Origin of the sequence: Halospina denitrificans, assembly GCF_004364635.1 — a bacterium.
Lineage (GTDB): Bacteria > Pseudomonadota > Gammaproteobacteria > Pseudomonadales > Oleiphilaceae > Halospina > Halospina denitrificans.
Window position 1 is genome coordinate 91,111 of sequence record NZ_SOAX01000006.1, and the last position, 24,667, is coordinate 115,777.

Below are 24,667 nucleotides of genomic sequence, written 5' to 3' on the forward strand. Positions count from 1 at the left end.
GGAAAACAGTCACATTAATACCTCCCAGCGATCAGGGATGATAGTGTGAGAGTTCAGTTTCTGCTCAAGCGGAGGGGATATGACAGACCTGAATAAGAACGAGGGATCGTCCGGAGCACATTCCAATGCGCTTCGCCAGCTTCATGGCAGGCGGGTCCTGGTCACAGGTACGACCGGGTTTCTGGGGAAGGTTGTCCTCGAGAAGCTGATGCGCTCGGTGCCCGGTATCGGTGGTGTCACCCTGCTTATCCGCGGCAACCATCACTTTGCCTCTGCCCGCGACCGGTTCCTGAATGAGGTCGCGAGCGCCTCCGTTTTTGATCATTTAAAGGTGGATCACCCCGAGTATTTCGACCGCTTTCTCGAGGAGAAGGTGGCGTGTGTCACCGGCGAGTTCACGGAACCCCTGTTCGGTCTCACCCAATCGGGTTTCACGGAACTCGCTGAACAGACCGATGCGGTTATCAATGTGGCCGCCAGCGTCGACTTTCGGGAAGAGCTGGACAAAGCCCTGGCCATCAACACCCTGAGCCTTCGCAATATCACCGAGCTGGTGCAGGCGGCTGGCGATGTACCGCTGATTCAGGTCTCCACCTGTTACGTCAACGGCTATAACAGTGGCCACCGTCATGAGGAGCTGGTGACCCCCGCCAGGGGAACTGTCGAGCGGGACGAGGACGGCACCTGTCGTGTGGAGGATCTGATCCTGACACTCCAGGACCGGATCGCGGACACCAAAAGCCGATTCAGTGGCCAGCGGCTCCGGGATGAACTGGTCAACCTGGGTATCCGCGAAGCCAACCGTCTTGGCTGGAACGACACCTATACCCTGACCAAGTGGATTGGCGAGCAGCTGCTGGCGCGCAGCCTGCGTGGCGGGTCGCTGACGATCCTCAGGCCCTCGATCATTGAGAGCACGCTCGAGGAGCCTGTTCCCGGCTGGGTTGAGGGGGTAAAAGTCGCCGATGCCATCATCATGGGGTACGCCCGCGGTCAGGTGTTGTTCTTCCCGGGCAGAACCAGGGCCGTCATCGATGTTATTCCCGCGGATCTGGTTGCCAACAGCGCGATTCTGTCACTGGCCGAGCAGCTTCAATCTCCGGGGCGGCAGCGGATTTACCAGTGCTGCAGCGGCTCCAGCAATCCCCTCAAGCTGGGTGAGTTTATCGAACACGTCCAGAGGGAAGCACAGGAAAACCATCAGGCGTACGAGCATCTGTTCTACAAGCGTCCGACGCTGCCATTTGTGGCCGTCAACCGGCGTATCTTCAATACCGTGACTCGCGGCGTCCACTTGCCACTGAATGGAGTGGAAAAGGGACTGAAGCTCCTTGGTCAGGACGCGGAACTGCGCACAGTAAAGAATTTCCAGACGACCATGAAGCTGGCGACCATATTCGGCTTCTACTCCTGTCCGAACTACATCTTCCACAACGAGCGGTTGGTGGAGATGGCTGACCGTATGGGGCTGGAGGACAAGAAGCTGTTCCCCGTGGATGCCCGGCGTATTGGCTGGCGCCATTACCTGAGGGAGGTGCACCTTGCCGGGCTGAATCGTTATGCCCTGCAGGAGCGCAAGCTCTATCGGCTTCGCGCGGCTGCGAAAAAGCGCAAGGTGGCCTGAGCTTATACTTTGGTATAACAGGTACTAGTACCCTCGTCAAAGCTGTCATACAGTCATGGTAAGCGCTCTTGCTCTAACACGGAGATACGGCCATGGCTGAAGACAGCAGATACCCCATCAAGGATTCCATGAAAGATGCACTCGTAGACCGGCAAACCTACGAGACGATGTACCGGGAATCCATCGAGGATCCGGACGGATTCTGGCGCAAGCACGGCGAGCGCATTGATTGGATCAAACCCTACACCAAAGTGAAAAACACCAGCTTCGAGCGCGGCAAGGTGGATATCCGCTGGTACGAGGACGGCACCCTGAACGCCTCCGTTAACTGCCTTGACCGTCATCTTGCTGAGCACGGCGATGACACCGCCATTATCTTCGAGGGCGATGACCCCGGTATTTCACGCCACATAAGCTATCGCGAACTGCATGAGAAGACCTGCCGTTTCGCCAATGTTCTGAAAGGGCTGGGCGTCAAAAAAGGCGATGTGGTTACTCTCTATATGCCCATGCTTGTTGAGACGGCTGTTGCGATGCTGGCCTGCGTTCGGATCGGTGCCCTCCACTCGGTGGTGTTTGGGGGCTTTTCGCCGGAGGCACTGGGTGCACGTATTGAGAATGGCCATTCCCGGTTCGTGATCACGGCCGACGAGGGTATGCGGGGTGGGCGCAGGATTCCGCTGAAGAACAACGTTGACGAGGCGGTGGAAAACCCGGCGCTCGACTTTGTTGAGAAGGTGATTGTGCTTCGTTATACGGGCGCCGATATCGACTGGCACGACCAGCGTGACGTGGACTTCGCCCGGCTGATGGAAGAGGCGGAACCCTGGTGTGAGCCGGAGGAAATGAAAGCGGAGGATCCCCTCTTCATGCTCTACACCTCCGGTTCCACGGGGGCGCCCAAAGGGGTATTGCATACCACCGGGGGGTACATGGTCTACACCAGCATGACCCACGAGTATGTCTTCGATTACCGCCGTGGTGAGATTTTCTGGTGTACGGCGGACCTTGGCTGGATAACCGGCCACAGCTACACGCTCTACGGTCCCCTGGCCAATGGGGCCACGACCGTGATTTTCGAGGGAGTTCCCAATTATCCCGATGCCTCGCGTGTTGGCCAGATCGTGGACAAGCACAACGTCAGCACCCTCTATACCGCGCCGACGGCCATAAGGGCCCTGATGGCCGGGGGCGACCACGTTATGGACGGCACTTCCCGCAAGAGCCTTCGGCTATTGGGGACTGCGGGCGAGCCGATCAATCCCCAGGCCTGGGAATGGTTCTACCGGGTTATCGGCAACGAGCAGGCGCCCATTCTGGATACCTGGTGGCAGACCGAGACGGGCGGCATAATGATCGCGCCGTTCCCCGGAGCAACTGAACTCAAGCCCGGTTCGGCGACGAAGCCATTCTTTGGCATCCAACCCGCGCTCTTTGATAACGAAGGCAATGAGCTGGAAGGGGCCGCGTCAGGAAACCTGGGCATCAAGGACAGCTGGCCCGGGCAGATGCGCAGCGTCTTTGGTGATCATGAGCGCTTCATGAAGACCTACTTCAGTACCTATGACGGTGTTTACTTCACGGGTGATGGTGCCAAGCGTGACGAGGATGGCGACTACTGGATCACGGGCCGGGTTGACGACGTACTGAATGTGTCAGGCCACCGCCTGGGTACCGCTGAAGTTGAAAGTGCACTGGTTGCTCACGACAAGGTGGCCGAGGCAGCCGTGGTTGGCTATCCCCACGATGTGAAGGGGGAGGGTATCTACATCTACGTTACCCTGATGAGCGGTGAGGACCCGAGTGATGAACTGCGCGATGAACTGGTCCAGTGGGTGCGTAAGCGCCTGGGGCCGCTTGCCGCGCCGGATGTCATTCAGTGGGCGCCGAGTCTTCCCAAGACCCGCTCGGGTAAGATCATGCGCCGGATCCTGCGTAAGATCGCCTCCAACGAGACTGAGAATCTCGGGGATACGTCCACACTCGCAGATCCCGGAGTTGTGGATGAGCTCATGGAGCACCGCGCCTTCCGTTGATCGATAGCCGACTGCCCCTGGAGGTGTGATGGCCGCCAGGGGCAGGGGATTGGCATCAGGTTCAGAATGAAGCCTGAACCCAGAGCCAGGCCTTATCCGTGTCCACGCTGAAATCGTCCGCGCTGTAGCTGGCGGCCTTGAAGCCCAGTGTGTAGGTCTCGTTCAGCGGCTTGGTGGCCAGTACGCCTGTTTCGGTCCCATAATCCTGGTTCGCGGTATCGCTCTCGAACTGGTGGTGAATGGCCATGAGCTTGATGTCCCCGGCCTTACCGCCAATAGAGGCGTAGGTATCAACAAGACCGTTGGCCGGTGTGCCAAGGAACTTGTCCGTCCAGCCGTTCATGGCATGGAGTGTGGCCAGAGGCGTCTGGAAGGCGGCATTACCGTCATCCGACCCAAGCATTTCCTGACCCAGCTTGAGGGTGACGCCGGAAACACTGGCCCCACCTTCGACCCGATAATAATCCACATCGAAGCTGTTGGGGTTGTCGGCATAGTCAGACTGCTGAGCGTACTCCAGCGTGTACAGTCCCCTGACGTTGTCGCTCAGGTCGGTCCCGCCTGTGAAACGAAGGCCGTAACTGCTGGTGGAGTTGGTATCGACGCTGTCATAGTCCAGCAGGTAGCTGTAGGCCGTCAGTGAGCCGGCCGAAAGCCCGTCATAGCGCGCGTTGAAGATACCGCTCTGCATGCCGTGATCGCCCGCCGCGCCGGCGGCTTCGGAGAAAATCCGATTGACGTTGTGGATGTAGCCGGCCGTCAGGGTTGTGTCCGCGAGGGATTGGTTCACCACCGTGGCTGCATCATAGGTCTGCTCATTCTGGCGCCAGCCGACGTGTCCGACGAACCGGTGGTTATCCAGGGTAAAGAGCTGGCGACCGTACTTGATGTCCGTATCCGCCAGGCCCTGATACCGGAGGTAGGCCTGGTTGATCTCCGTTTCAGTCGGATCCGCGACCACCGGGTGGTTAGTGACGTTGTTCGTGGGGCTCGCGAAATTCTCAGATCCGATAGCGGTAACACTTTCAGCCTCCAGGAAGCCGCTGAAGCCACTGACCTTGCCCGTGCGATAGCCGAGTTTGGTCTTCAGTGTGGAGGCGTGGGCGTCATTGGGGATGGTGGCCTGGTCCACGAATTCGTAGCGGTAGCGGGCACTCAGCGAGGCCTCACCGTTTTTGATGGCCTCTGTGACCGGGTCTGCGGCTACCGGCGCTGCGGCCAATGGCGCCGTGGCCAGAGCCAATACCAGGGGCATCCTGACTGTCGCGAGATGGGGTTTACGGTTTTTAATCATGGGTTGTTTCTCCCTTGAGGTTGCTTTGAGTCTTCATCGTGTGAGTAGCGTCGTTCAGTTAAGAAATATTTAAAATGATTGTTCTCAATGAATTTTAAAAAACCGTGTTGGTCGTTTCAGGAGCGCTTCCCGGGAATGGCATTCCCACTTTACAGGGGCAGGAGGAGCATGGATGATTCGCGTGAACGCCGATAAGGGGATCAGGAGCATGAGCCGGAAAGCGATCGCCATTCGCCATCTCGCCTTTGAGGATTTGGGGCTGCTGGAACCACTGCTGTTACGACATGGCTACCGCGTGTCCTACCGCGAAGCCGGGGTGGATGACCTCAAGCGCATCGAACAGGAGAAGCCGGATGTTCTGATCATTCTGGGAGCGCCGATCTCGGTGAATGACCCCATGCGTTACCCCTTCCTCGAGGACGAGTTCCGGTTGGTTTCCGAACTGGCAGGGGCAGGGACTGCCGTTCTGGGCATCTGCCTTGGAGCCCAGGTTATTGCGCGGTCCTGGGGAGCGCCGGTCACGCCGATGACGGGGAAGGAGATCGGTTTTTCCAGCCTGGAGCTGACAGAGGCGGGCCAGGATTCGGTGCTTGCGCCCCTGGCGGATGGGCATGATGTCCTGCACTGGCACGGCGAGGAGTGTGCGCTTCTGACAATGGCGCCTTCATTGGCGGAAACCGGGATGTGCAATAACCAGGCATTCCAGCCAGTACCCCATGTGCTGGGGTTGCAGTTTCATCTGGAAGTGACGCTTTCGAGCTTTGAGCGCTGGCTGATTGGGCATTGCGCCGAGCTGGAGGCGGCGGGGCTGGATGTTTCTGCGCTCAGGGAGAGGGCCCGTGAGTGTCTTCCTGCACTGGAGCCGGTTGCTAGTGAGGTATTTGAGCGCTGGTTGGCGCAGATTGAACGATAGGGCGACGCTAGCGCTGTTGCAGTAACCGGTCCAGATGGTTGGCAAAAGCCTGTTTTTCACGGGGGCCCAATGGTGGTGGTCCGCCGGTCTGGACGCCGCTGGACCGCATGGTATCCATGAAGTCGCGCATGTTCAGACGCACGCGGATATTGTCCCTGGTGTAGAGTTCCCCGCGTGGATTGAGCGCATGCCCCCCTTTCTCCATAACTTCCGCCGCCAGCGGTATATCGGCGGTTATCACGAGATCCCCGGGCTCAACACGACGCACGATTTCATCGTCCGCCACGTCGAAACCGGACGAGACCTGAAGGCTGTCGATCAGCCTGGACGGGGGAGTGCGAACCGGCTGGTTGGCCACGAGCGTCACCCGGGTTCCGGTGCGCTCGGCGGCCCTAAAGAGGATTTCCTTGATGACGCCGGGGCAGGCGTCGGCGTCGACCCAGATTGTCATAGCATGTCCCGCGTGGTCCGGTCACTGAATTCGGCATGAACGGACCAGCATAGCATGACTTCAACGCCCGCGACGGCGTACGGCCCTGGGCGTAAAGTAGCGCTCGCCCGGAACCTTATCGGTAATCACGCGGGTTTTGCCTTCCTCGGTATCCAGGCCCTGGACGTGATAGCGCCTTGATTGCAGGTCATGGAATATATCCATGGCGGTCCAGACGGTGGGAACCTCGTAGAAATTCTTCAGCATCGCCTGGCTGACCCGCCAGAGCTCGCCCCGGCTGTCGTACTGGTCCACGCTTACGACTTTCCAGCTGTCCGCATCGATGTAGAAGACGCGCTTCGAGAAGATGTGGCGCTGCCCTTCCTTCAGGGTGGCGACAACCACATGCACCCGCTGGCGCTCCCAGCGTTGGAGATCCGGGTTGGTGTGGTGCGGCGTCAGGATCTCATCGTAGGTGACGCCTTCCTGGGCAATCCGGTAGTTGTTATAGGGAATGAAGTACTGCTTGAGTCCGCGGTATTCCCAGTTGTAGCGGTCCAGGGCTCCGTTGAACAGATCGGTCTCATCGGCGGTCCGCAGGTTCTCGGCGGCGGCGACCGGTGAGTCATACGCCAGATTGGGCGCACGCCGCACACGACGCTGGCCCGGGTTGTACCCCCAGGCCTGACGCGGTTCCTGCACCTGGTTCAGGGTTTCGTGGATCAGGACAGCGCCGCCGGCAAGGCGGGCGGGAGACTTGGTCTTGGACAGGTAGTAGAACAGGGTGTTGTCCAGCGTCTCTTCGCTGCCCTCTGGGTTGTAGAAGTTGTAGAAGACGTCCTGTTCCGACATCACCAGGCTGTAGGAACCACCCGGCTCGACCACGGCTTCGCCGGAACGCCGGTTCACGTGAATGCCGCGCCAGCTGGTCTTGTGGTTCCAGATGGCCTGCATGGCATGGTCTTCGTTGGTTCCGTGGAGAATCGGGAAGGGGATGCCGCCGTAGGCACCCTCAATGCCATCGCCGCTGGCAACCAGGGTCGCCTCCGTGGCGTTTTCCCGGGTATTTTCAGCTACCCAGTCGGGCATGGCCGCGCTGCGCCGGGAGGGATAGACCTTCAGCTCATAGGTCTCGGGGTAGGTTTTCAGCAGCGCCTGAGTGCCCTGTGTCAGATAGTCACTGTACTCATCCATATTGTCCGCGGTTACGGTGAAGCGCGGATCATCGCCGGCATACGGATCCGGATGGAAATCACCCGATCCGTCGTAACCCTCTACATGCGGTGGTGGCTCCTCGATCCCGCCGTCCCATGCCGGAATAACGCCGTCCTCGCTTCCCGCTCGCGGCGCGCCGGCGGGGGTCAATCGGTCACTGCCAAGGAGTTCCGCCTTTTCGGGGGATACCGCGCCCATGGCAGGAATCGCGCAGAACATGAAGAGTGCAAAAACGCCCAGCGTGAGGCGGCTCACGGGACCCTTATGGGGGTTCGAGTCAAACATGATCGGGAACCTTGGTCTATCAATGGAAATGTTGAGTGTGATGCGGGGAGGCACGAATCATCAGGAGGCGCGAAGAATATCAGGACTGGGTTGCCGTTGAAACAGCAAGCCCCGGAGCTTTTACAGTCTTTTGCGTATTGAAAAAACGGTTACAGACGGCCGGGTCAGTCGAAAACCACCGTGCGGTTGTCGTAGCTGAGAACCTTTCGTTGTATATGGAACCAGATGGCCCTGGCGAGCACCGTGCGCTCCAGGTCCCTACCTTTGCGGACGAGTGCGTCCACGGGGTCGCGATGGGTGATAGGTGTCACGTCCTGGGCAATGATGGGGCCGGAATCCAGTTCTTCCGTGACGTAATGGCTGGTCGCACCAATGATCTTAACGCCCCTTGCGTGGGCCGAATGGTAGGGCCTGGAGCCGGGAAAGGCGGGTAGAAAGGAGTGGTGGATATTGATGATCCGTGCGTCAAAGGCATTGATCAGCCTTGGCGACAGCACCTGCATATAGCGGGCGAGGACCACCAGGTCGATCGCGAATTCATGCAGCAGCGCCAGCTCCCGTTCTTCCTGTTCAGCCTTGTTGGTGGCATCGATGGGAAAGACCCGGAACTCAATACCGAACTGCTCCGCCACGGGCCGCAGTGTATCGTGGTTGCTGATGATCAGCGGAATCTCGACCTGCCACTCGCCCGACTGCCAGCGGGCAAGGAGATCGGTGAGGCAGTGAGGCAGGCGCGAGACAAAGATGGCCATTCGAGGCCGTTCATTGGAGAAGTGTAGTTGCCACTGCATGTGAAAGGGCGTACCGATGGCGTCGCCGAAGCGTTCAGCAATCTGTGGCAACGGAATCCTGAAACCGGCCAGATCCCACTCAACCCGCATGAAAAACACGCCCCGCTCATCGTCCACATGCTGGTCCAGATCCAGGATGTTGCCGCCGTTGTCCGCTATGAAGTTGGAAATGGCGGCCACCAGGCCGGGTTGGTCCGGGCAGTGGATGAGCAGGATGGCCGAGACGTCCATAACGGTATCTCCTGGTTGGGGGTTGTCGGCTTCTCATCGCTGGGAGAGCCTGCTATGTTCCATTTCAGTGTCATCATAACCCGCCGGGCAGGCATTCCGGTGGAAACGGAAAAAAGTCGCGCAGTGGCGGCGTATTAAACGGAGGTACAATGAGTTCACTTGCCACGGACGAGGACCGCGTCCCGCCCATCTGGGAGCGGCTGCCCCAGGTGTTCGGCTATCCCTTCAAGTCAGCCTGCCTGACGGCCCTCAGTCTTTACGCGGTCCTTTATGCCATTGGAATCCTGATTCCTGTCATCGGTCTGTTGTTTGGGTTGGCCGCCTGGATCGGGCTGTACAAGTTTGCCTACGACGTTCTGGATGCCACCGCCCGCGGCTGGGATTCGCCCCCCGAGATCCAGCGGGGCACGAGCAGCCTTGTGCTGTTCAAGACGATAGGACTTTTCATGGTCCTGATCTTTGGTCTTGTCATGATCGCAAGCGTCACAGGATCGATGTTGCTGCTGATTGCCGGGGTCGTGTTCATAGTGCTGGCGACGCCCGCAGCCATTATCACCCTGGCTATTACCGGCAGCCTGATCAATGCGCTCAATCCCGCCACCTGGGTCGATATCATGCGCACCGTGGGCCTGCCCTATTTCATCGCCTCGTTGCTGCTCTTTATGCTGGGTATCAGCCGAGGAGTTGCCGAGTCCCTGCTTACCGGTGCGGTGGGTGCGGGATTTATTGGTCATATTGGTCTTTTCCTTGTGGGGGGCTACTTCCTGATCGCCTCTTTTCACCTCATGGGGTACCTGGTTTTCCAGCATCATGATGCACTTGGGGTTCAGCAGGAAGTTGATGCAAGCACCCGTGCCGCCGCCAATGACAGTCGCAGCCCCACGCTCCAGCAGGCAGAGGCGCTGGTGCGGGACGGGAATGTGGACGAGGCGATCGCGCTGCTTTATCGCGAACTGCGTACCGGGGGACAGCCGGAGGAACACGACCGCTACCGCAAGCTGCTTGAGCTGCAGGGGCGCAATGAGGATCTGCTCGCCCATGGCCGAGAATACATTCCGGTTCTGCTGTATGGGGTTGAGCAGCCCAAAAAGGCCCTGGGCGTGGCCGAGCACTGCCTGAAGATCGATCCCCGGTTTGAACCGTCCGACCCCAGACAGGTCCGGGACCTGGCCCGCATTGCGGACCGTTACGACTGGCATGAGCTGGTCATGCGGCTGACCAATGGTTTTGCCAAACGCCATCCCAGTCATCCGGACGTGGTGGAGAATTATTATCTCGGCGCCAGGGCGCTTTTCTACGGTCGCGGGGATGAAACCAAGGCCCTTGGAGTGCTTCGCCAGCTGCAGAAACGGTTCCCGGAACATCCGCTGAAGGATGATATTGACCAGCTGGCAGCGACCGCGGAAAACGTCGCCAACAGCGTGGTCGGAAACAGCAGCAGTGCCTGAACGGACCTAGCCCAGGTTCCTGGCCGCGTTCAGCAGGGCCGGGTCCTCGGTGAGCTTCGGGACCTGCTCGACGTAGGGCCGGGCCTCATCACCGCGCCCGTCCGCGGACAGCTTGTTTGCCAGCTTGAGACAGGCGGTGGCCAGCCCCTCCTTGTCCCTGGGCTTGCGCAGGAGCCCATTCAGCAGGAGGCGACCCTCGTCGAGCGCCCCCCAGTGGATGAGTCGGGAGGCAAGCTGAAGGGCCTGGCTGCCATCCATGCGCATGCCGGCGCGTCGGCGGTGTTCCCGGAAGGTATCAATCACCAGCTGGCGTTCGTCGCTGTCTTCGCCTTTGAGGGCCAGTATGCGGCGGGCGGCATCATTCACTTCCGGATCGTCCGCCTTGAGCTTGCAGGCCCCGTACCAGGCCTTGAGTACGGCGGTATCTCCGGGATGACGCTCCAGCAGTGGCCTGAGCTTGTGCTTGGCCTGGGGGACGCGCAGTTCCGCAATATCCGCGCGTGCTGACGCCAGTGTTTCCCGGTCATCGTCACGCTGGGATTCCTCCTCCAGAAAATCATCTCTCTGCCAATCCAGCTGGCGAACCCCGAAAGCCAGTAGTGCCCCCGTCACAATGCCGCCCATATGGGCTTCATAGGCAACATTGGTGCCGTCCGCCATCAGGAACTGTAAAAGCTCCCAGCCAAGCCAGGCGGGCAGCAGGATAATGGCCGGAGCCCGGACATAATCGAAGTAGACCCAGACCCAGTAGAAAAAACGCACCCTGAGCCGGCCGTAGAGAACGGTGAAGAGCCCCATCAACCCGGCAATGGCTCCCGAGGCCCCGAGCATCCCCGTGGGCAATCCCCAGTGAACCGCCAGTGAGGCCGAGGCGGCGCCAAATCCCGCAACCAGGTAGCTTGCCAGGAAAAGCCCCCGACCCAGGGCCCCTTCGACCAGGATCCCCAACAGAAGCAGAAACACCATGTTGCCTACCAGGTGCCCCACGCCGCCATGCATGAACATGTGCGTCAGGGCGGTGACTGGATCAAAATCGTCGTAACGCATCAGGTAGCGGCGGGTGAAGCTCCTGTCGATCAGCGCTTCGTAGTCGCGCCGATCGGAGTGCCAGGCGTTGTATTCGTCGGTGCCGGGTTCGGCGAAGGCGCCGTCCTGGGCGGCATCAAGAAAGTCCGGATGGGACTCGACCACCCGTGATCGGACCATGGCTACCAGCTCCGGGTCATATTCCGCCTCCTCCAGCGCGTCGGCCTCCTTCATATCCTCACGAAAGGCCTGGTCCTGCGGCGGCACGTAACTGTCCAGCCATTGCCACTCGCGCTCTTCCAGGCCACTTTCGTGGTAATAGCGGGCGGCCTCCATCTCAACTTCCGTGTCGCCCCCCTGCAATCCGAGGTAAACAAAGACGTTTGCCAGGATGAGAAGGAGGGTGACGAGTGGGAAATTCCTGCGGGAGAGTTTCTTGTGAAGGGGGATGATCAACACGGCAACAAAGGTCCTTTTGTCATGCGGCTGGGGTTATCGGATACGAATGCGTCCCTGCATTTTTGTCCATCTTTTCCAATCTGTCATTGTTGGTCCGGATGGACCCCGCTATCCACGGCTACAGGCCCTGTCCGGCGTGTTGCCGACGTACCGCTCGTGGCGCTCCGGCCGCGAGCACCACACAGCCGAGTGAGCAGGCGGCCATGGTCAGCACGATGGGCAGCAGGGTTCCGCCGGCGAGGGCCGCTGATGTGGCGCTGATTGCCCCTGCCACCGTAAACTGCGAAGCCCCCAGCAGGGCTGAGGCCGTACCCCCCAGTTTGGGGAAGAACTCCAGAGCATTGGCCATGTTGTTGGGCACCAGGGCGCCCATGCAGCCGGTAGCCACAATGATGCAGGCGGCAACCGCCCAGTAGGGGGTCTCCAGCAAGGTGCAGACGACGATTGCGGCGATGGCGGCGCCCTGTAGAAACACCCATGTTCGCAGCAGTCTCACGGACTCGAAGTGCAGCAGCAGTTTGCGGTTGAGCAGATTGAACGTGGCCATGCCGCCGATGTTGGCGGCGAAGAGAGCGGAGAATAGAGTGCTCGAGAGGCCGAACCACTCCTGGTAGATGAAAGAGGCGTGGGTGATGAATACCAGCATGGCGCTGAATGCCAGGGCCTGGAGCGCAATAAAACGCATGGTTACGGGGTGTCTCAGAACCAGAAGGTAGTTGGTCACCAGGGTGTGAACCGGGGTGCTTTCGGTTTCCCTGGGTGGCAGTCGCCGGAAAAGCGCAAAGTGCAGAAGAATGGCGAGCAGCGCCGCATAGCAGGCCAGCATCACAAAGATCGCGGGCCAATCGCTGACCGTGAGCAGCAGGGTGCCGATGGAAGGCGCCGCAGCCGGGGCAATGAACATCATCAGGCCAATCAGCCCGAACAGGCGGGCAGACTCCGATCCACGGAACTGGTCCCGGACCAGTGCCGGCACCGAGACCGCGCACAGGGCACCGCCAATGCCCTGGGTGGCGCGCCAGGTGAGCATCTCCGACAGCGTCTGCGCCTGTGCGACCATCAGTGCCGAGGCCGCAAAGATGGCCAGCCCCGAGAACAGGATCCGCTGTCGCCCGTAACGGTCCGACAGTGGCCCCCCGATAAGCTGGGCCAGGCCCAGCGAGGCCACATAGGCACTCAGGGTAAGCCCGATATCCGAGTTCATGGCGCCCAGGTCCTCAGCGATCCTCGGAAATGCGGGCAGGTAGGCATCCAGCGCCAGTGGCCCCAGGGCCACGGTCATTCCCAGCAGAAGGGCGAACTGGATGTGGGGCATGAATCGGGTCTCCTCCTGGCGGCGCAACCACCGGATTTTATCATTGATCGGTGATATCCCGTTAGGAGGCTAATCAATGCAGGCGTCCGTGAATACCGCGATACTCCAGGCGGGATCAGGCCAGGCGCAGGCGTGCATAGCGCGAGAACCGCGCATTCACCCAGAGTGACAGGCCGATCACGGCGCCACCGGCCACAAGTCGCGCCAGGTTGGCATCCTGGTTCCAGATTACCAGGTTGACCAGCAGACCGGCGGGAACCAGTGCATTGTTCATCACCGCCAGGGTGCCCGCATCCACCAGGCAGGCGCCACGATTCCAGAGGAACAGTCCGATTCCGGATGCGGCAAAACCCAGCCAACCGAGAACCGCCCAATGCGTCGTGGTTGCGGGGAGCATCGTGCGGTCACCGAAAACCAGGAATGCGGGCAGGGCGATCACCAGTGCGCCCAGGAAGAAGAACCCGAAATAGCGCCAGGCCGGAACCGTGGTGGGGTAGAAGCGGAACAGGTGCTTGTAGCCCACCTGCCCCGCCGCAAAGGCCGCGTTGGCGCCCTGCATCAGAAGGAATCCCGTCAGGAATCCCGGACTCAGCCCGTCATAGCGGATGATGACCGCGCCCAGGGTTGCGATGGCCGCAGCCAGCAGCGCGACCGGCGCAAAGCGGCGGTAGAACGCATCGTCGATGAGCGTGATGTAGAGGGGCGTAAAGACGGTGAACAGCAGTACTTCCGGCACATTCAGGAAGGCAAAGGAGCGGTAGAGGAGCAGGTAGGTTACGCCGAACTGGAGCATGCCCACTACCATGACCCCCAGCAGCAGCCCAGGCGCCAGCCCTCGCCAGCGGATCAGTGGCAGGAAGACGAGGGCGCCGCAGGTGACGCGGGTCAGCACGGCAAAGTCACTGTCCACTGCGCCGGCCAGATACTCCCCAATCAGGCTGAATGAAAAGGCCCAGAGAACCGTGACGAAAACCAGGTATGCCAATTAACCACTCCATGAAACGGGCACGCATTGTACCCCGGTGTCCCGTTCAAAGGCAGTGCCCGCTTCCGGGCGATCAGAGCAGCTGCGGATTGAGCTGCCAGACGCTGATATTGAGTGCCACCGCAAGGCTGACCCAGAGCAGGTAGGGGACCAGAAGCACAGCGGCTAACGGCTTTGTCCGCCAGAATGCAATCAGGGTGGCGACGATCAGTACCCACAGCACCAGGATGTTGGCGACCGACAGTGCGCCTAGATGCCAGGCAAAGAAGAGCCAACTCCAGAGCACATTGGGAACAAGCTGGATCAGGAAGATCGACAGTGGTAGCGCGGCACCCCGGAACCCCTGATCACGCCAGATGAGCCAGGCGGCCAGGGTCATCAGGGTATAGAGGGTCGTCCAGACAGGGCCGAACCAGCTTCCGGGCGGTGCCCAGGCCGGTTGTGTCAGCGTCTGGTAGAAGCTGCCCGCGTTGATCGAGGCAACCGCACCCAGAACCGCCACAAACACCATAATCACGAACCACCCAGCCAGACCTGCCAGCTGTTCAGTTGTGGAAAAACGCGACATTCATCATTCTCCGAACTGGAACCGGGATCAGCCGCTCAGCGGACAGGGCGCTGGACTTCCTCATCGCTACCAGCAGGAACCAGGGCAATGCGACCGGGCTTGATGGCCACCTTCAGGTTCATCATGCCGAACAGCCGGGCGGCTCCGTCATCCTCATCCAGTCGATAGACCGGGTTTTCGTTCAACAGCTGCGAGGCAAAATCCGACAGGGTTCCTTTCAGCGGGGACAGGTTAAAGGCGCTTCCAGCGGCCTCGATCTCCGAGGACAGCAGTTTCACATTGCGCACATAGATCGCTTTTTCCTCAGGCTCGTACTCGGGCTTGCCCTCCACGCTGAACCGGATGTCGATGGGCACGCGCGGCACCTGCAGAATGGCCTTGCCCGCAAAGTCGATCACGACGATTTCCCGGTTATCCGGCCCAATCGCCACATCGGCCTGGTTCAGCTGAAGGGTGATGGGCAGGCCGCTGGCCTGGATGTCCCGGGAGACGTTCTGGATCTGTTCCGCCAGGTGGCCCTGGACTGTCGCTTCATCAATGCTGTAGGGGCTGAAGCTGGCGCAGCCGCTGGCCATACCCAGCAGCAGCGCCGCAACCATGATACGTAATCCTTTCAAGATTCCGATTCCTGTGTGTTCCGTTGATCAGAAGTTCTGCTTTTTCATCCAGGGGATGATGCGGTCAAAGGCTTCCTCAATCTTCTCGCTTGATGTGGAGAACGAGAACCGGATCGAGTTGGTGCAGTGTTCCCCGAAGGCATCGCCGGGAACGGCGCAGACACCGGTTTCCTTGAGCATGCGGAGGCAGACATCGGCCGCGTCCACATGGTCCGGAAGGTCCGGGAAGATGAAGAAGCCGCCGCCCGGCTTGTAGCCGGTCAGGTGTGGCGTCTGGTTCACCAGGTCGACGATCAGGTCCCGCCGTTCACGGTAGATGTCGATCATGTCCCGCACGCTCTGCTGGTCGCCTTCCAGTGCTGCCACGCCGCCAAACTGGGCGGGCGTGTTGGCCACCGAGGTGGTGAACATGTGGTAGCGTCGCAGCTTCTTGATCGCGCCCTGGCTGGAGATAACCCAGCCCACGCGAAGACCCGCCATGCTGTAGGTCTTGGAGAAGCTGGAGATGCACATGAGGTGGTCCAGGTCCGTACCGCAGCTCAGCACGCTGGCGTATTCCTCGTCATCCAGGATCATGTGGTCGTAGACCTCGTCACTGAACACCTGGATGCCCCGGAAAGCGCACTCTTCCACGATGGCCTCGATCGTGGATTTGGGATAGACCGCACCCGTGGGGTTATTCGGTGAGTTCAGGACCACCGCAAAGGTGCGCATGCCGATGTTCTTGATGATGTCGTCCGGGTCCAGCTGGTGGCCGTTTTCCGGGCGGGTCGGGATGAATTTCACCTCGCCACCGTTCATGCGTATGAGCGGGGCATAAAGGAGAAAGGAAGGATCCACTACAAGGAACTGGCGTCCGGGCGCTGCTGTTGCTGACAGCGCGAGGTACATGGCCTCGGTGGCACCGCTGGTGACCAGGATGTTCTCCGTGGACAGCTCGCGTCCGTAGCGGTTGCCATAATAGTCGCGTAGTGCCACCAGCAGCTCCGGCAGGCCAGCATCCATGGTGTACCCGGTCTGGCCTGCATGGAGGGCGTCAACCACGGCATCGGTGACGTGCTTGGGTGTGGGGAGATCCGGCTGGCCAATGGACAGGTGGATCACATCGTCCATTTCCGCGGCCATGTTCACCATCCGGCGGATGCCCGGTACCGGTATCGCCTGCATGGACGGATGCCAGCGAGCCTTCGCCTTACGGTAGGTCAGCTTGCGCTTGGGTGCACTCGGAGCGACTGCCTTGCCCGGAGATGTTGCCATGAACCGCTCTCCCGTGTCTGGATGGACATATAATTACTTCCACAATGGCCAATAAAGCCCCGGAAAGCAAGGGACTCACGGCCGCCCGCGAATCCGTGAAAACCCTTATCATGCCGGTATGGAATGGTAAAGTCAGCCCCCAGGCTCTATGCTGACGTCAGAACGCACCCGCAGGAGGTTTCTCATGGCCAGCACGGACAACAAGCCCGTCATCACGGTACTCACGGCGCCGGACGAGGAGCGTCCACCAGGACTTGACCCCTTGTTCGACAGGGCCGCCGACGTCCGCTTTGCGTGGGACGCCGAAACCCTGCGCCAGACCCTGCCGGGCACGCACATCATGATGGTGACGGACTTCCGCACCGAGGCCCTGCGCGAGGCCTGGCCCTCGGCGGATGCGCTGCAGTGGATCCATGCGACCAGCGCCGGCGTTGATGCACTGATGTTCCCCGAACTGGTCAACAGCGAAGTCACGGTTACCAATGCCCAGGGGATTTTCGACCGGGGCATTGCCGAATACGTGCTCTGCACCATTCTGATGTTCGCCAAGGACTTCCCCACCTCCATGCGGCTGCAGCTCCAGCACCATTGGAAGCACCGGGATACGGAAAAGGCAAAGGGCGCACGGGTTCTGGTGGTGGGCGCCGGCTCCATCGGCCGGGAGATCGCCCGACTGACGTCTGCCATCGGCCTGGAAGTCCATGGCATTGCCCGCCGCTCACGCAGTGATGACCCGGACTTTGTGGCCGTGCATGACAACGCCGCGTTGCACGATCAGCTTGGCCTGGCCGACTTCGTGGTCATTGCCGCGCCGTTGACACCGGCCACCGAAAAGCTCTTCGACGCCAAGGCCTTCAAGGCCATGAAGTCCACCGCCCGCCTGATCAATATCGGCCGTGGCCCCATCGTGGACACCCAGGCCCTGGTAAGCGCTTTACAGAATGGCGACATTGCCGGCGTCGGGCTGGATGTGTTCGAGGAAGAACCCCTGCCGTCCGACCACCCCCTCTGGGCTATGGACAACGCCATCCTCACCGCCCACATGGCCGGCGACCTCATCGGCTGGAAAGCGGCCCTGACGGAGCAGTTCCTGGAGAACCTGGCCAACCGGGAGAAGGGCGAGGCGCTCTTCAACGTGGTGGATAAGGCCTCCGGGTATGTGCCGAACCGTCGTTGAGCTCGGTTGTCAGCGGTGGTGATGGTAAAGGCGGTTGAACGCCTCCAGAAGTGGATCCGTGGTATCGCTTCCAGGCACCTCCTCCTCGCTGTAGAACAGCGTATTGATCAGGGTGACGATCTCCCGTGGCTCGGCGAGATCTGCCTGATCCTCCAGTAGCCGGGTGTAGTGCTCAATGGTCATCCCTGGCGGACGCTCAAGACCGCGCCGCGCCATCATGGCCTGCAGGTGCTTCAGGTAGAATCCGGCGGCCTGCTTCGGGTCCGAGGGCTGGTAGCGGTTCACACGCCAGTAACTGATCCGGTCCTGAATCCGGTTTCGATTCAGACGCCACAGCAGGTAGCCGGCCAGAACGAGTGCGGCACCACCAATCAGCAACGGCCAGACGGTCATCACGAAGAGTTTGATCAGGGCCAGTAGAGCGATGCTGTAACGGTAGAGGACGTCCCAGAGCCCGAGCATCAGACCCCGCCAGGTGAATTCCCGGTCGTTGCCCAGGGCGTTCTCCATTTGTTGCAGGCGCTGGGCGTACTCCTGGATCTGGTTGGCGGTGAGGGTCTCCTGTTCCGGCTTCGGTAGCTGGTAATAGGCGGTGGGTTCCAGCAGGACCCAGCCGACACCGTCGATCCAGGCTTCCACCCAGGCGTGGCCGTCAAGGGCGCGGATCTCGTAATAGCCGGTGAGCGGGTTGCGGTCCGTCGCGGAGAAGCCGGTGACCAGGCGGGCGGGGATGTCCAGGGTGCGGAGCATCACGGCCAGTGAGCTGGCGAAGAATTCACAGTGGCCCTTGCGGTCCTCGAACAGGAACCGGGGAAGTGGCGTGCGGTTCTGGGACTCGAACACGGATTCCAGGCTGTAGTCGTATTCCGTGCGCAGGTGTTCTTCCAGTGCCAGGGCGGCCTGCCAGCGGCTATCCGTGTCCTCGGTAACGGATTCCGCCAGCTGCTGGATGCGTGGATCCAGATCCTCGGGCAGGGCGAGATCGGCGTCCCGTGGTGGTGGCGTGTTGCCCGCCAGCTCGCGGCCTTTATGCTGCCGACTGACCGACTCCACGGCATAGCGGGTGCCGTCCTGCAAGCCCGAGGGCAGCTTGATGTTGCCGTAGGCATCGATGGCCACCACCGAGGCGGGCAGGTGAAGCAGGGCGGGCACGGGGGCTGCCGGAATGAAGCGGCCCATGGGTTGTTCTATGTGGATCTGCTGCTGGAAGTTGGCGTCCTCCCCGGTGATGCCCAGGTCGCCGTCGTTTTCCGCAAGCAGGTGCTTACGCTGGCCGTTGCTGGTCCTGGACCAGGTGACGCCGTCAAAGCGGTCAAAGGTCTCCACTTTCAGGTAGGCGCCCCTGTCGGCCCGCATCCGGGCCACGATGGCATTACTGAAGCGTTGGTTGTCCGGATCCGGGTCGCGGATGTCCATCCGGTCGCTGAACCCCTGGTAACCGGTGCTGCCCTCATTGGGAGTGGCCGGGCTGCCACCCTCCCGGCCAGGGTCGCGGCTCTCGCTGTTCCTGCTCCTGTCCTGTTGGAGGGGATCGCTGTCTCTCTGCGCTTCCTGTTCCCATTCGCGGTCCTGGTAGAACTCGGGGGCGCTGGCCATCTGGTTGCCGATGTTGGCGGCCGGAAGTCGGGGCATGACCAGGTAGATGCCCAGGGCAAGCACCATCAGGACCAGCGACACCTGGGCCTTGTCCCGATGGCGCCATACCGGTGTGGCATCGCCGCTGTGGTTCTGGCCAAGCTGTCGGTCCATGTAGGCATAACCCAGACAGAGGCAGCCGCTGATGCAGTAGAGCGCGAAGAACAGCAGGTAGCCGCCATGGGTGGCCCGGGAGGCGCCGAACATCAGCACCGCGAAGGTAACCATGAGGCTGAAGTAGAGGTGGCGGTGCAGCCGGAAAACCAGGTTCATGCCGAGTTGCGCCGCGCACAGCAGTCCCAGCAGCGCGGGCACCAGACCGGCAGTAAAGAGCAGGAACACGAACAGGAACATGCCGGCGATCAGCACCGGGTCGGACGCCCACTTGAGCGCATCCGCACGGGCGCGTTTGCGCCAGGCCGCCCAGAGGCTGAGGACGCTGGCTGCGAGCGTGGCGGCGCCCCCAAGCATTGCGGCTGGCACTGACACCAGAACCGAAAGGGCCCCGGCGACGGCGGTGGCGAAGAGCACGGACAGCCACCAGTGAACGCGGAAGGATTCGATCGTCATCGGAAAAGCCCCTCCAGCGCCGTGTTGCGAGTGATGGAGTAGGTCAGGGTGTTGCCGTGCCGGTCGCCCCAGCTCTGCTCGAAGCGGCGTAATGGATAGATGAAGCTTTCGTCCACCAGTTCCATATCCAGAAGGGTCACGCCCGGGGGCGGTTCGATCGTCTGGCGCCGGGAACGGTTGCGGAACGTCATCAGGGTGTTGGTCTGCGGGAAGGTTGCCAGGGCCTCGTGAACCAGGCCGGGATAGGCGTCTTCGTCATCGTTGCCGTCAGCGCTGGCGTGGGCCAGTTGCTCCAGGTAGGGCCGTATGTCACGACAGTGCGACGGTACGCTGAAGCGGGTTTCATGCTGGCCGCGACCCATGACGTGCACGGCCATGCCCGCTTCCATGGCGTGGCGGATGACCGAGGCACAGAGTGTTATCGCGGTTTCGAAGGTGGATTCCGGCGCCTCGCCAATGTTGGCGGCGGCGGACTGGTCCAGTACCACCAGCAGGCTGGGGCGGTCCTGGTCCTCGTATTCCTTGACCACCATTTCCTGGTGCCGGGCCGAGGCCGCCCAGTGGATGTGGCGCAGGCTGTCACCCTGGCGGTATTCGCGCACTCCGGCGAACTCGTGCTGGGCACCGGTCCCTGTGGTCTGGATGGTGCCGTCGACGGAGTGCTGCCGCGAGGTCAGCATCGGCGGCGCGCCAATGGCGACGGTGCGCGGCAGGATGGTGACTTCCATCGGCCGGGTTTCCAGGGTTTTGTGATAACGGAAGACCCCGAAGGGGTAGGCGCAGGCAAGCCGCAGCCGGCTCAGTGTGAACACGCCCCGCTGGCGACAGGTGACCGGCAGGTCCAGCTCCGCGCGTTTCGGTAGATGGGAGATAAAATGGCCGGGGTGCTCCTCTTCCACGGCAAAGGGCAGCTCGTCGGTGAGCTCGATGTGATAGGCATTGTGTCTGTGGGTCAGCGTGTAGCGCAGATGCAGGGTGCCGCCCACCTGGGCTTCGGCCTGCCGGGGCCGCGACACGCCAATGCCGCGCAGGTGCCACAGGGGATAGAGGTAGGACATCGCCAGCACCGCCAGCAGCAGCGCCAGCATGCCGTAGAGCAGCGCCAGGCCCCGGTTCCAGGCAATCAGGAAACAGGCCAGGGCGAGCAGCCACAGGAACCAGTGCAGGCTGAGGTGCTGCTTGATGCGCTCTTTCAGGGGCATGGGCTCAGGCCGTGGCATCCGCGCTCGGGTTGTCCGGCACGGCGACCTCTTCCATCAGGCGTTCCAGCACCCGGGCCTGGTCCTGGGGCGTGGCCAGGCTGGCGTCCTTGAACACCAGCCGGTGCAGCAGCACCGAGGGCGCCACCTGCTGGACCCGTTCGGGGGTTACCTCCTTCTCACCGCTTAACAGCGCCATGGCGCGGGCGGCACGCATCAATGCAAGCGACCCCCGCGGGCTGGCGCCCAGGCGAATGCCGGGGAAGTCCCGGGTGGCGCGTACGATGCGGGCGATGTAATCCATGATGGTGTCGCTGAGGGTGATTCGCTCCGCGTAACGCTGCCAGCTCTGGAGCTGTTCCGCGGACATCACGGGTTGAATGGCCTCGAGCGGGTGTCCGTTCCGCTGGCTTCGCATGATGCGGACTTCGTCCTCGTGCTCCGGATAGCCCAGGGAAATACGCATGAAGAAGCGATCCATCTGTGCTTCCGGCAACGGGTAGGTGCCGCTGAACTCAATCGGGTTCTGGGTGGCGATCACCAGGAAGGGATCAGGAAGGGCGTGTGTTTCGCGCTCCAGGCTCACCTGGCCTTCGGCCATGGCTTCCAGCAGGGCCGACTGGCTCCGGGGCGTGGCGCGGTTGATTTCGTCCGCTACCAGTATGTTGGTGAAGACGGGACCCGGTATGAAGCGGAACGCGTGTTCCTCCTGGGAGAAGATATTGACGCCGGTGATGTCCGAGGGCAGCAGGTCCGGGGTGCACTGGAGCCGCTTGAAATCCACGTTGAGCGAGGTCGCAAGGGCCCGTGCCAGGGTGGTCTTGCCCAGGCCGGGGACATCCTCGAGCAATACATGGCCACGGCAGATCAGCGCCACGAGCAGCAGTTTCATTGTCTCGCTCTTGCCCAGAATGACCGAGGACAGGTTCCTGTGCAGGGCGGTCAGGGCTTCTTTGGGGCTTTGTTCCTCCATCAGCATCAGGCTCCCAATCGCGCGAGGATGGCGTCACCAATGGCATCGGTGGCGCGCGTCTCGTGGCCGTGCTCTTCCAGGTCGGCGGCAACGGCCTCAAACAGGGCCTTGCCGGCGTCAGCCAGGGGTGGCCTGGTTTCACCCAGCCAGTCCAGCATGCGGGCGGTGGTGAAGAGCATGGCCGTGGGGTCGGCCTTGTTCTCGCCGGCAATGTCCGGGGCGCTGCCGTGGGTGGGTTCGAACATGGAGGGGCGGCTGGGGTCGTCCGGGTTGAGGTTGCAGGACGGCGCCACGCCCAGGCCGCCGGAGATGACCGCTGCCAGGTCCGTGAGGATGTCCCCCTGCAGATTGCTCGCCACGACCACGTCGAACTGCCAGGGCGCCTGGACGAACTTCATGCAGGCGGCATCGATCAGCTCATGGGTCGTCGCCACGTCCGGGTAGTCCTTCGCCACTTCGGCGAATACCTCGGTATAGAGGTCACCCCAGTACCGCAGGGCGTTGCGCTTGGTGATGACGCAGACCTGGCTCTCGTACGTCTGCCCGTCCAGCGCCTCGAAGGTGCGGGCCTCGTTCGCCGCGCGGCGTTCCGCCGCCCGTTTTTGCGCCCGGTCAAAGGCGTACCGGATGATGCGTTCGGTGGCGAAACGCGTGAAGATCTCGGTCTGGGTGGCGATTTCGCCGGGCTGGCCCTGGCGCAGCCGCCCGCCCTGACCAACGTACTCGCCCTCGCTGTTCTCGCGGATCACCAGCATGTCGGTATCCGCCGCGCGCGGGTCCGCCAGGTACTGCCGGGCTCCGCGAAGCTGGCGGGCGGGGCGTTCACAGACCCACTGGTCAAAGCCCTTGCGCATCTCCAGAAGCGGGGAGAGAGAAACGCTGTCCGAGAGCACGTAGCGGTTGGGATCCCGGCGTGGCCCGGGGTCGCCCAGTGCCCCCAGCAGGATGGCGTCGTAGGCGGCCAGCTGTTCCATGGCATCCTCCGGCATCATGCTGCCGTGGCGGCGGTGCCAGTCCGTGGAAGGCCATTCCAGTTGATCCCATTCCAGCGGCAGTCCGTATTGGCTACGCAGATGCTCCAGTACGCGAAGCGACTGGTGGATGACTTCGGGGCCGATGCCGTCCCCGGGTGTGACCGCAACGCGGGCTGGTTTGGCAGTGCTCATGGCGCGTTATCCTGAAAGAGAAGATGACATTTTCTACTGTAGGTGCTGTTGTTTTTGTGGCAAGTTCTATATTCAAATTGATGCGCTATCATTTCCCGACCCCGTGTTCCCGGACTGATTCATGTTCTATCGAGTGATTATCTTTGCCATCGGACTGCTGCTGATCCTGCTCACCTTCGGCCTGATGTGGGGTGGGGCGGCCCTTTTCATGCGGAGCATGGGGGACACGGAACGGCTTTTCGAACGCTCCCGCATCATCGCCGTCTGGACCTTTGCAGGATTTGGGGTCGGACTGCTGTTCATGGGATTCGGCGGGCCCATCCTCGGAACCTTTGCCTTCTTCCGCAGCGCCCGAGGCGTCATGCCCCAGATCCATGAAGCCACTGTGCTCCTCTGGGGTTTTTCGGTCGTGCTGGTGAGTTCCGCGTTGGCGGGTGGGCTGCTGTTCGGCGGCCTCTACCTGGTCGCCTGAAGCTGGCGCAACCGTTCCCGGAACCACATCAGCGCCGGTTCCCGTTCGTACTGGCGGTGCCAGTACAGGTGCACGTCCACATCCGGCATGGTCTCCGGCGCCGCCATCAGGCAGACATCCAGGTACTGGCTGATGATGCCGGCGTAGGTGGCCGGCATGGTCACCAGCAGATCCGTCTCGGAGGCCACCCGGCAGGCCGCGAAATAGTGCTGGCACCGCAGCACGATCTTGCGCCGCTGCCCGCGAGCACTCAGCGCAAAATCCTCCAGCCCCTGGCCCTCCGAACGGGAGGAGACCAGTATGTGATTCTGGGCCAGATAGTCCTGCATGCTGATTTGTTCCCCCGCCACCGGATGATCCTTCCAAGCCACCACCACCAGCTGATCCTCATGCAGCCGTTCGTGCGCTGTCTGATCGCTGACCGGCAGCAGGACATCCACCGCGAAATCAAGCTTCCCGGAGGCAAGCTGCTGCTCCATTTCCCGTCGCGGCACCCGCTTACTGACCACTTCAATACCCGGATAATTCGCCATGTCCTGCATGAGCGGGGGCAGGAAGGTGGCTTCCAGGACATCACGCAGAGCGATGTTGAAAACTCGGGGTTGTTGTTCCGGGGCAAAATCATGAAACGAGTTCAGCGCGGCGTGGATTTCGCTCAGGCCGGGGTGGATGGAGTTAGCCAGGCGTTGGGCCAGGGGGGTGGGGACCATCTTGTTGCCCTGGCGGCGGAAGAGGGGGTCATCGAATTGCTCCCTTAGCCTTGCCAGGGAGTGGCTCACTGCCGGCTGAGTCAGGTGCAGGATTTCGCTTGCCTTGGTCAGGCTGCTTTCCCGGTAGATCGTGATGAATATGTTCAGGAGGTTCAGGTCCAGGCGGTTGGTTGGTATCACTTTTTGCTGGCCTCTCTGGTTTGTTGGCTTTTGTGCCGGGGGCTGGTCGTGGTGCTGGGGGCCGGGTGTGGTGCAGCTTTCCGGGACACGC

The 24,667-nt window shown here is 61.4% G+C and carries 21 protein-coding genes; 6 read left to right on the plus strand and 15 right to left on the minus strand.

The window, feature by feature from the left end; translation table 11 throughout:
• Window positions 1-79 precede the first annotated feature (79 nt).
• Complete coding sequence (locus DES49_RS12415; protein WP_133736746.1) at window positions 80-1,624, plus strand: fatty acyl-CoA reductase; 1,545 nt, start codon at window positions 80-82, stop codon at window positions 1,622-1,624.
• 92 nt (window positions 1,625-1,716) lie between these two features.
• Window positions 1,717-3,660: an acetate--CoA ligase gene (gene acs, locus DES49_RS12420; RefSeq protein ID WP_133736747.1), complete on the plus strand. Its 1,944-nt coding sequence runs from the start codon at window positions 1,717-1,719 to the stop codon at window positions 3,658-3,660.
• 61 nt (window positions 3,661-3,721) lie between these two features.
• On the opposite strand, the gene DES49_RS12425 is transcribed toward acs, so the two are convergent.
• Window positions 3,722-4,954, minus strand: coding sequence for an alginate export family protein (locus tag DES49_RS12425; protein ID WP_243865040.1), 1,233 nt, complete (start codon window positions 4,952-4,954; stop codon window positions 3,722-3,724).
• A 208-nt stretch (window positions 4,955-5,162) separates the two neighbouring features.
• On the opposite strand from DES49_RS12425, the gene DES49_RS12430 reads away from it, so the two are divergent.
• Entirely contained in the window at window positions 5,163-5,867 is a 705-nt protein-coding gene (locus DES49_RS12430) for a glutamine amidotransferase (protein ID WP_133736748.1), read from the plus strand.
• 7 nt (window positions 5,868-5,874) lie between these two features.
• Here DES49_RS12430 and DES49_RS12435 read toward each other — a convergent pair whose 3' ends face one another.
• The 3 genes from DES49_RS12435 to purU form a co-directional block, all read right to left on the minus strand.
• The gene (locus DES49_RS12435) at window positions 5,875-6,318 is read right to left on the minus strand and encodes a YaiI/YqxD family protein (RefSeq protein ID WP_133736749.1); all 444 of its coding nucleotides are present in this window, start codon (window positions 6,316-6,318) and stop codon (window positions 5,875-5,877) included.
• A 60-nt stretch (window positions 6,319-6,378) separates the two neighbouring features.
• Window positions 6,379-7,797 (minus strand): DUF1329 domain-containing protein, encoded by a 1,419-nt coding sequence (locus DES49_RS12440; RefSeq protein ID WP_424955238.1) that lies wholly within the window; start codon window positions 7,795-7,797, stop codon window positions 6,379-6,381.
• 164 nt (window positions 7,798-7,961) lie between these two features.
• The gene (gene purU, locus DES49_RS12445) at window positions 7,962-8,819 is read right to left on the minus strand and encodes a formyltetrahydrofolate deformylase (RefSeq protein ID WP_133736750.1); all 858 of its coding nucleotides are present in this window, start codon (window positions 8,817-8,819) and stop codon (window positions 7,962-7,964) included.
• 149 nt (window positions 8,820-8,968) lie between these two features.
• Here purU and DES49_RS12450 point away from each other — a divergent pair, with 149 nt between their 5' ends.
• A complete protein-coding gene (locus tag DES49_RS12450) occupies window positions 8,969-10,267 on the plus strand; it encodes a DUF4013 domain-containing protein (RefSeq protein ID WP_133736751.1) in 1,299 nt (432 codons plus the stop codon).
• Between the two features lie 6 nt (window positions 10,268-10,273).
• Here the strand turns inward: DES49_RS12450 and DES49_RS12455 are convergent, their stop codons facing one another.
• The 6 genes from DES49_RS12455 to DES49_RS12480 form a co-directional block, all read right to left on the minus strand.
• On the minus strand, window positions 10,274-11,752 hold the full coding sequence (locus tag DES49_RS12455; RefSeq protein ID WP_133736752.1) for a rhomboid family intramembrane serine protease: 1,479 nt from the start codon (window positions 11,750-11,752) through the stop codon (window positions 10,274-10,276).
• Window positions 11,753-11,870: 118 nt separating this feature from the next.
• A complete protein-coding gene (locus DES49_RS12460) occupies window positions 11,871-13,067 on the minus strand; it encodes a multidrug effflux MFS transporter (protein WP_133736753.1) in 1,197 nt (398 codons plus the stop codon).
• A 115-nt stretch (window positions 13,068-13,182) separates the two neighbouring features.
• Window positions 13,183-14,052: an EamA/DMT transporter family protein gene (locus tag DES49_RS12465; protein WP_133736754.1), complete on the minus strand. Its 870-nt coding sequence runs from the start codon at window positions 14,050-14,052 to the stop codon at window positions 13,183-13,185.
• Between the two features lie 73 nt (window positions 14,053-14,125).
• Window positions 14,126-14,620 carry a TspO/MBR family protein gene (locus tag DES49_RS12470; RefSeq protein WP_133736755.1) on the minus strand — a complete coding sequence of 165 codons (495 nt, stop codon included), beginning with the start codon at window positions 14,618-14,620 and terminating at the stop codon, window positions 14,126-14,128.
• Between the two features lie 35 nt (window positions 14,621-14,655).
• Window positions 14,656-15,237, minus strand: a complete 582-nt coding sequence (locus DES49_RS12475; RefSeq protein WP_133736756.1) for a YceB family lipoprotein — start codon at window positions 15,235-15,237, stop codon at window positions 14,656-14,658.
• Window positions 15,238-15,264: 27 nt separating this feature from the next.
• The gene (locus DES49_RS12480) at window positions 15,265-16,494 is read right to left on the minus strand and encodes a pyridoxal phosphate-dependent aminotransferase (RefSeq protein WP_133736757.1); all 1,230 of its coding nucleotides are present in this window, start codon (window positions 16,492-16,494) and stop codon (window positions 15,265-15,267) included.
• A gap of 184 nt (window positions 16,495-16,678) precedes the next feature.
• Here DES49_RS12480 and DES49_RS12485 point away from each other — a divergent pair, with 184 nt between their 5' ends.
• Window positions 16,679-17,671, plus strand: coding sequence for a D-2-hydroxyacid dehydrogenase (locus DES49_RS12485; protein ID WP_133736758.1), 993 nt, complete (start codon window positions 16,679-16,681; stop codon window positions 17,669-17,671).
• Between the two features lie 9 nt (window positions 17,672-17,680).
• Here the strand turns inward: DES49_RS12485 and DES49_RS12490 are convergent, their stop codons facing one another.
• The 4 genes from DES49_RS12490 to DES49_RS12505 are packed head-to-tail and all read right to left on the minus strand — an operon-like array spanning window position 17,681 to window position 23,214.
• A complete protein-coding gene (locus DES49_RS12490) occupies window positions 17,681-19,876 on the minus strand; it encodes a transglutaminase TgpA family protein (protein ID WP_133736759.1) in 2,196 nt (731 codons plus the stop codon).
• Window positions 19,873-21,078 carry a DUF58 domain-containing protein gene (locus tag DES49_RS12495; RefSeq protein ID WP_208297042.1) on the minus strand — a complete coding sequence of 402 codons (1,206 nt, stop codon included), beginning with the start codon at window positions 21,076-21,078 and terminating at the stop codon, window positions 19,873-19,875. The genes DES49_RS12490 and DES49_RS12495 overlap by 4 nt, the downstream gene beginning before the upstream one ends.
• Before the next feature lie 4 nt (window positions 21,079-21,082).
• Complete coding sequence (locus DES49_RS12500) at window positions 21,083-22,048, minus strand: AAA family ATPase (protein WP_133736761.1); 966 nt, start codon at window positions 22,046-22,048, stop codon at window positions 21,083-21,085.
• A gap of 5 nt (window positions 22,049-22,053) precedes the next feature.
• Entirely contained in the window at window positions 22,054-23,214 is a 1,161-nt protein-coding gene (locus DES49_RS12505) for an isocitrate/isopropylmalate dehydrogenase family protein (RefSeq protein ID WP_133736762.1), read from the minus strand.
• A gap of 121 nt (window positions 23,215-23,335) precedes the next feature.
• Between DES49_RS12505 and DES49_RS12510 the strand changes: the two genes are divergently transcribed.
• On the plus strand, window positions 23,336-23,686 hold the full coding sequence (locus tag DES49_RS12510) for a hypothetical protein (protein ID WP_133736763.1): 351 nt from the start codon (window positions 23,336-23,338) through the stop codon (window positions 23,684-23,686).
• Here the strand turns inward: DES49_RS12510 and DES49_RS12515 are convergent.
• A complete protein-coding gene (locus DES49_RS12515) occupies window positions 23,671-24,576 on the minus strand; it encodes a LysR family transcriptional regulator (RefSeq protein ID WP_341776812.1) in 906 nt (301 codons plus the stop codon). The two genes, DES49_RS12510 and DES49_RS12515, sit on opposite strands and share 16 nt — an antisense overlap.
• Window positions 24,577-24,667 lie beyond the last annotated feature (91 nt).

Bases quoted from the DNA above. Each gene is read 5' to 3' on its own strand.
- DES49_RS12415 (WP_133736746.1), top strand. From the start codon at position 80: ATGACAGACCTGAATAAGAACGAGGGATCGTCCGGAGCACATTCCAAT.
- DES49_RS12430 (WP_133736748.1), top strand. From the start codon at position 5,163: ATGAGCCGGAAAGCGATCGCCATTCGCCATCTCGCCTTTGAGGATTTG.
- DES49_RS12490 (WP_133736759.1), bottom strand. From the start codon at position 19,876: ATGACGATCGAATCCTTCCGCGTTCACTGGTGGCTGTCCGTGCTCTTC.
- DES49_RS12450 (WP_133736751.1), top strand. From the start codon at position 8,969: ATGAGTTCACTTGCCACGGACGAGGACCGCGTCCCGCCCATCTGGGAG.
- DES49_RS12480 (WP_133736757.1), bottom strand. From the start codon at position 16,494: ATGGCAACATCTCCGGGCAAGGCAGTCGCTCCGAGTGCACCCAAGCGC.
- DES49_RS12435 (WP_133736749.1), bottom strand. From the start codon at position 6,318: ATGACAATCTGGGTCGACGCCGACGCCTGCCCCGGCGTCATCAAGGAA.
- acs (WP_133736747.1), top strand. From the start codon at position 1,717: ATGGCTGAAGACAGCAGATACCCCATCAAGGATTCCATGAAAGATGCA.
- DES49_RS12470 (WP_133736755.1), bottom strand. From the start codon at position 14,620: ATGTCGCGTTTTTCCACAACTGAACAGCTGGCAGGTCTGGCTGGGTGG.
- DES49_RS12440 (WP_424955238.1), bottom strand. From the start codon at position 7,797: ATGTTTGACTCGAACCCCCATAAGGGTCCCGTGAGCCGCCTCACGCTG.
- DES49_RS12495 (WP_208297042.1), bottom strand. From the start codon at position 21,078: ATGCCCCTGAAAGAGCGCATCAAGCAGCACCTCAGCCTGCACTGGTTC.
- DES49_RS12500 (WP_133736761.1), bottom strand. From the start codon at position 22,048: ATGGAGGAACAAAGCCCCAAAGAAGCCCTGACCGCCCTGCACAGGAAC.
- DES49_RS12510 (WP_133736763.1), top strand. From the start codon at position 23,336: ATGTTCTATCGAGTGATTATCTTTGCCATCGGACTGCTGCTGATCCTG.
- DES49_RS12505 (WP_133736762.1), bottom strand. From the start codon at position 23,214: ATGAGCACTGCCAAACCAGCCCGCGTTGCGGTCACACCCGGGGACGGC.
- purU (WP_133736750.1), bottom strand. From the start codon at position 8,819: ATGGACGTCTCGGCCATCCTGCTCATCCACTGCCCGGACCAACCCGGC.
- DES49_RS12460 (WP_133736753.1), bottom strand. From the start codon at position 13,067: ATGCCCCACATCCAGTTCGCCCTTCTGCTGGGAATGACCGTGGCCCTG.
- DES49_RS12425 (WP_243865040.1), bottom strand. From the start codon at position 4,954: ATGATTAAAAACCGTAAACCCCATCTCGCGACAGTCAGGATGCCCCTG.
- DES49_RS12485 (WP_133736758.1), top strand. From the start codon at position 16,679: ATGGCCAGCACGGACAACAAGCCCGTCATCACGGTACTCACGGCGCCG.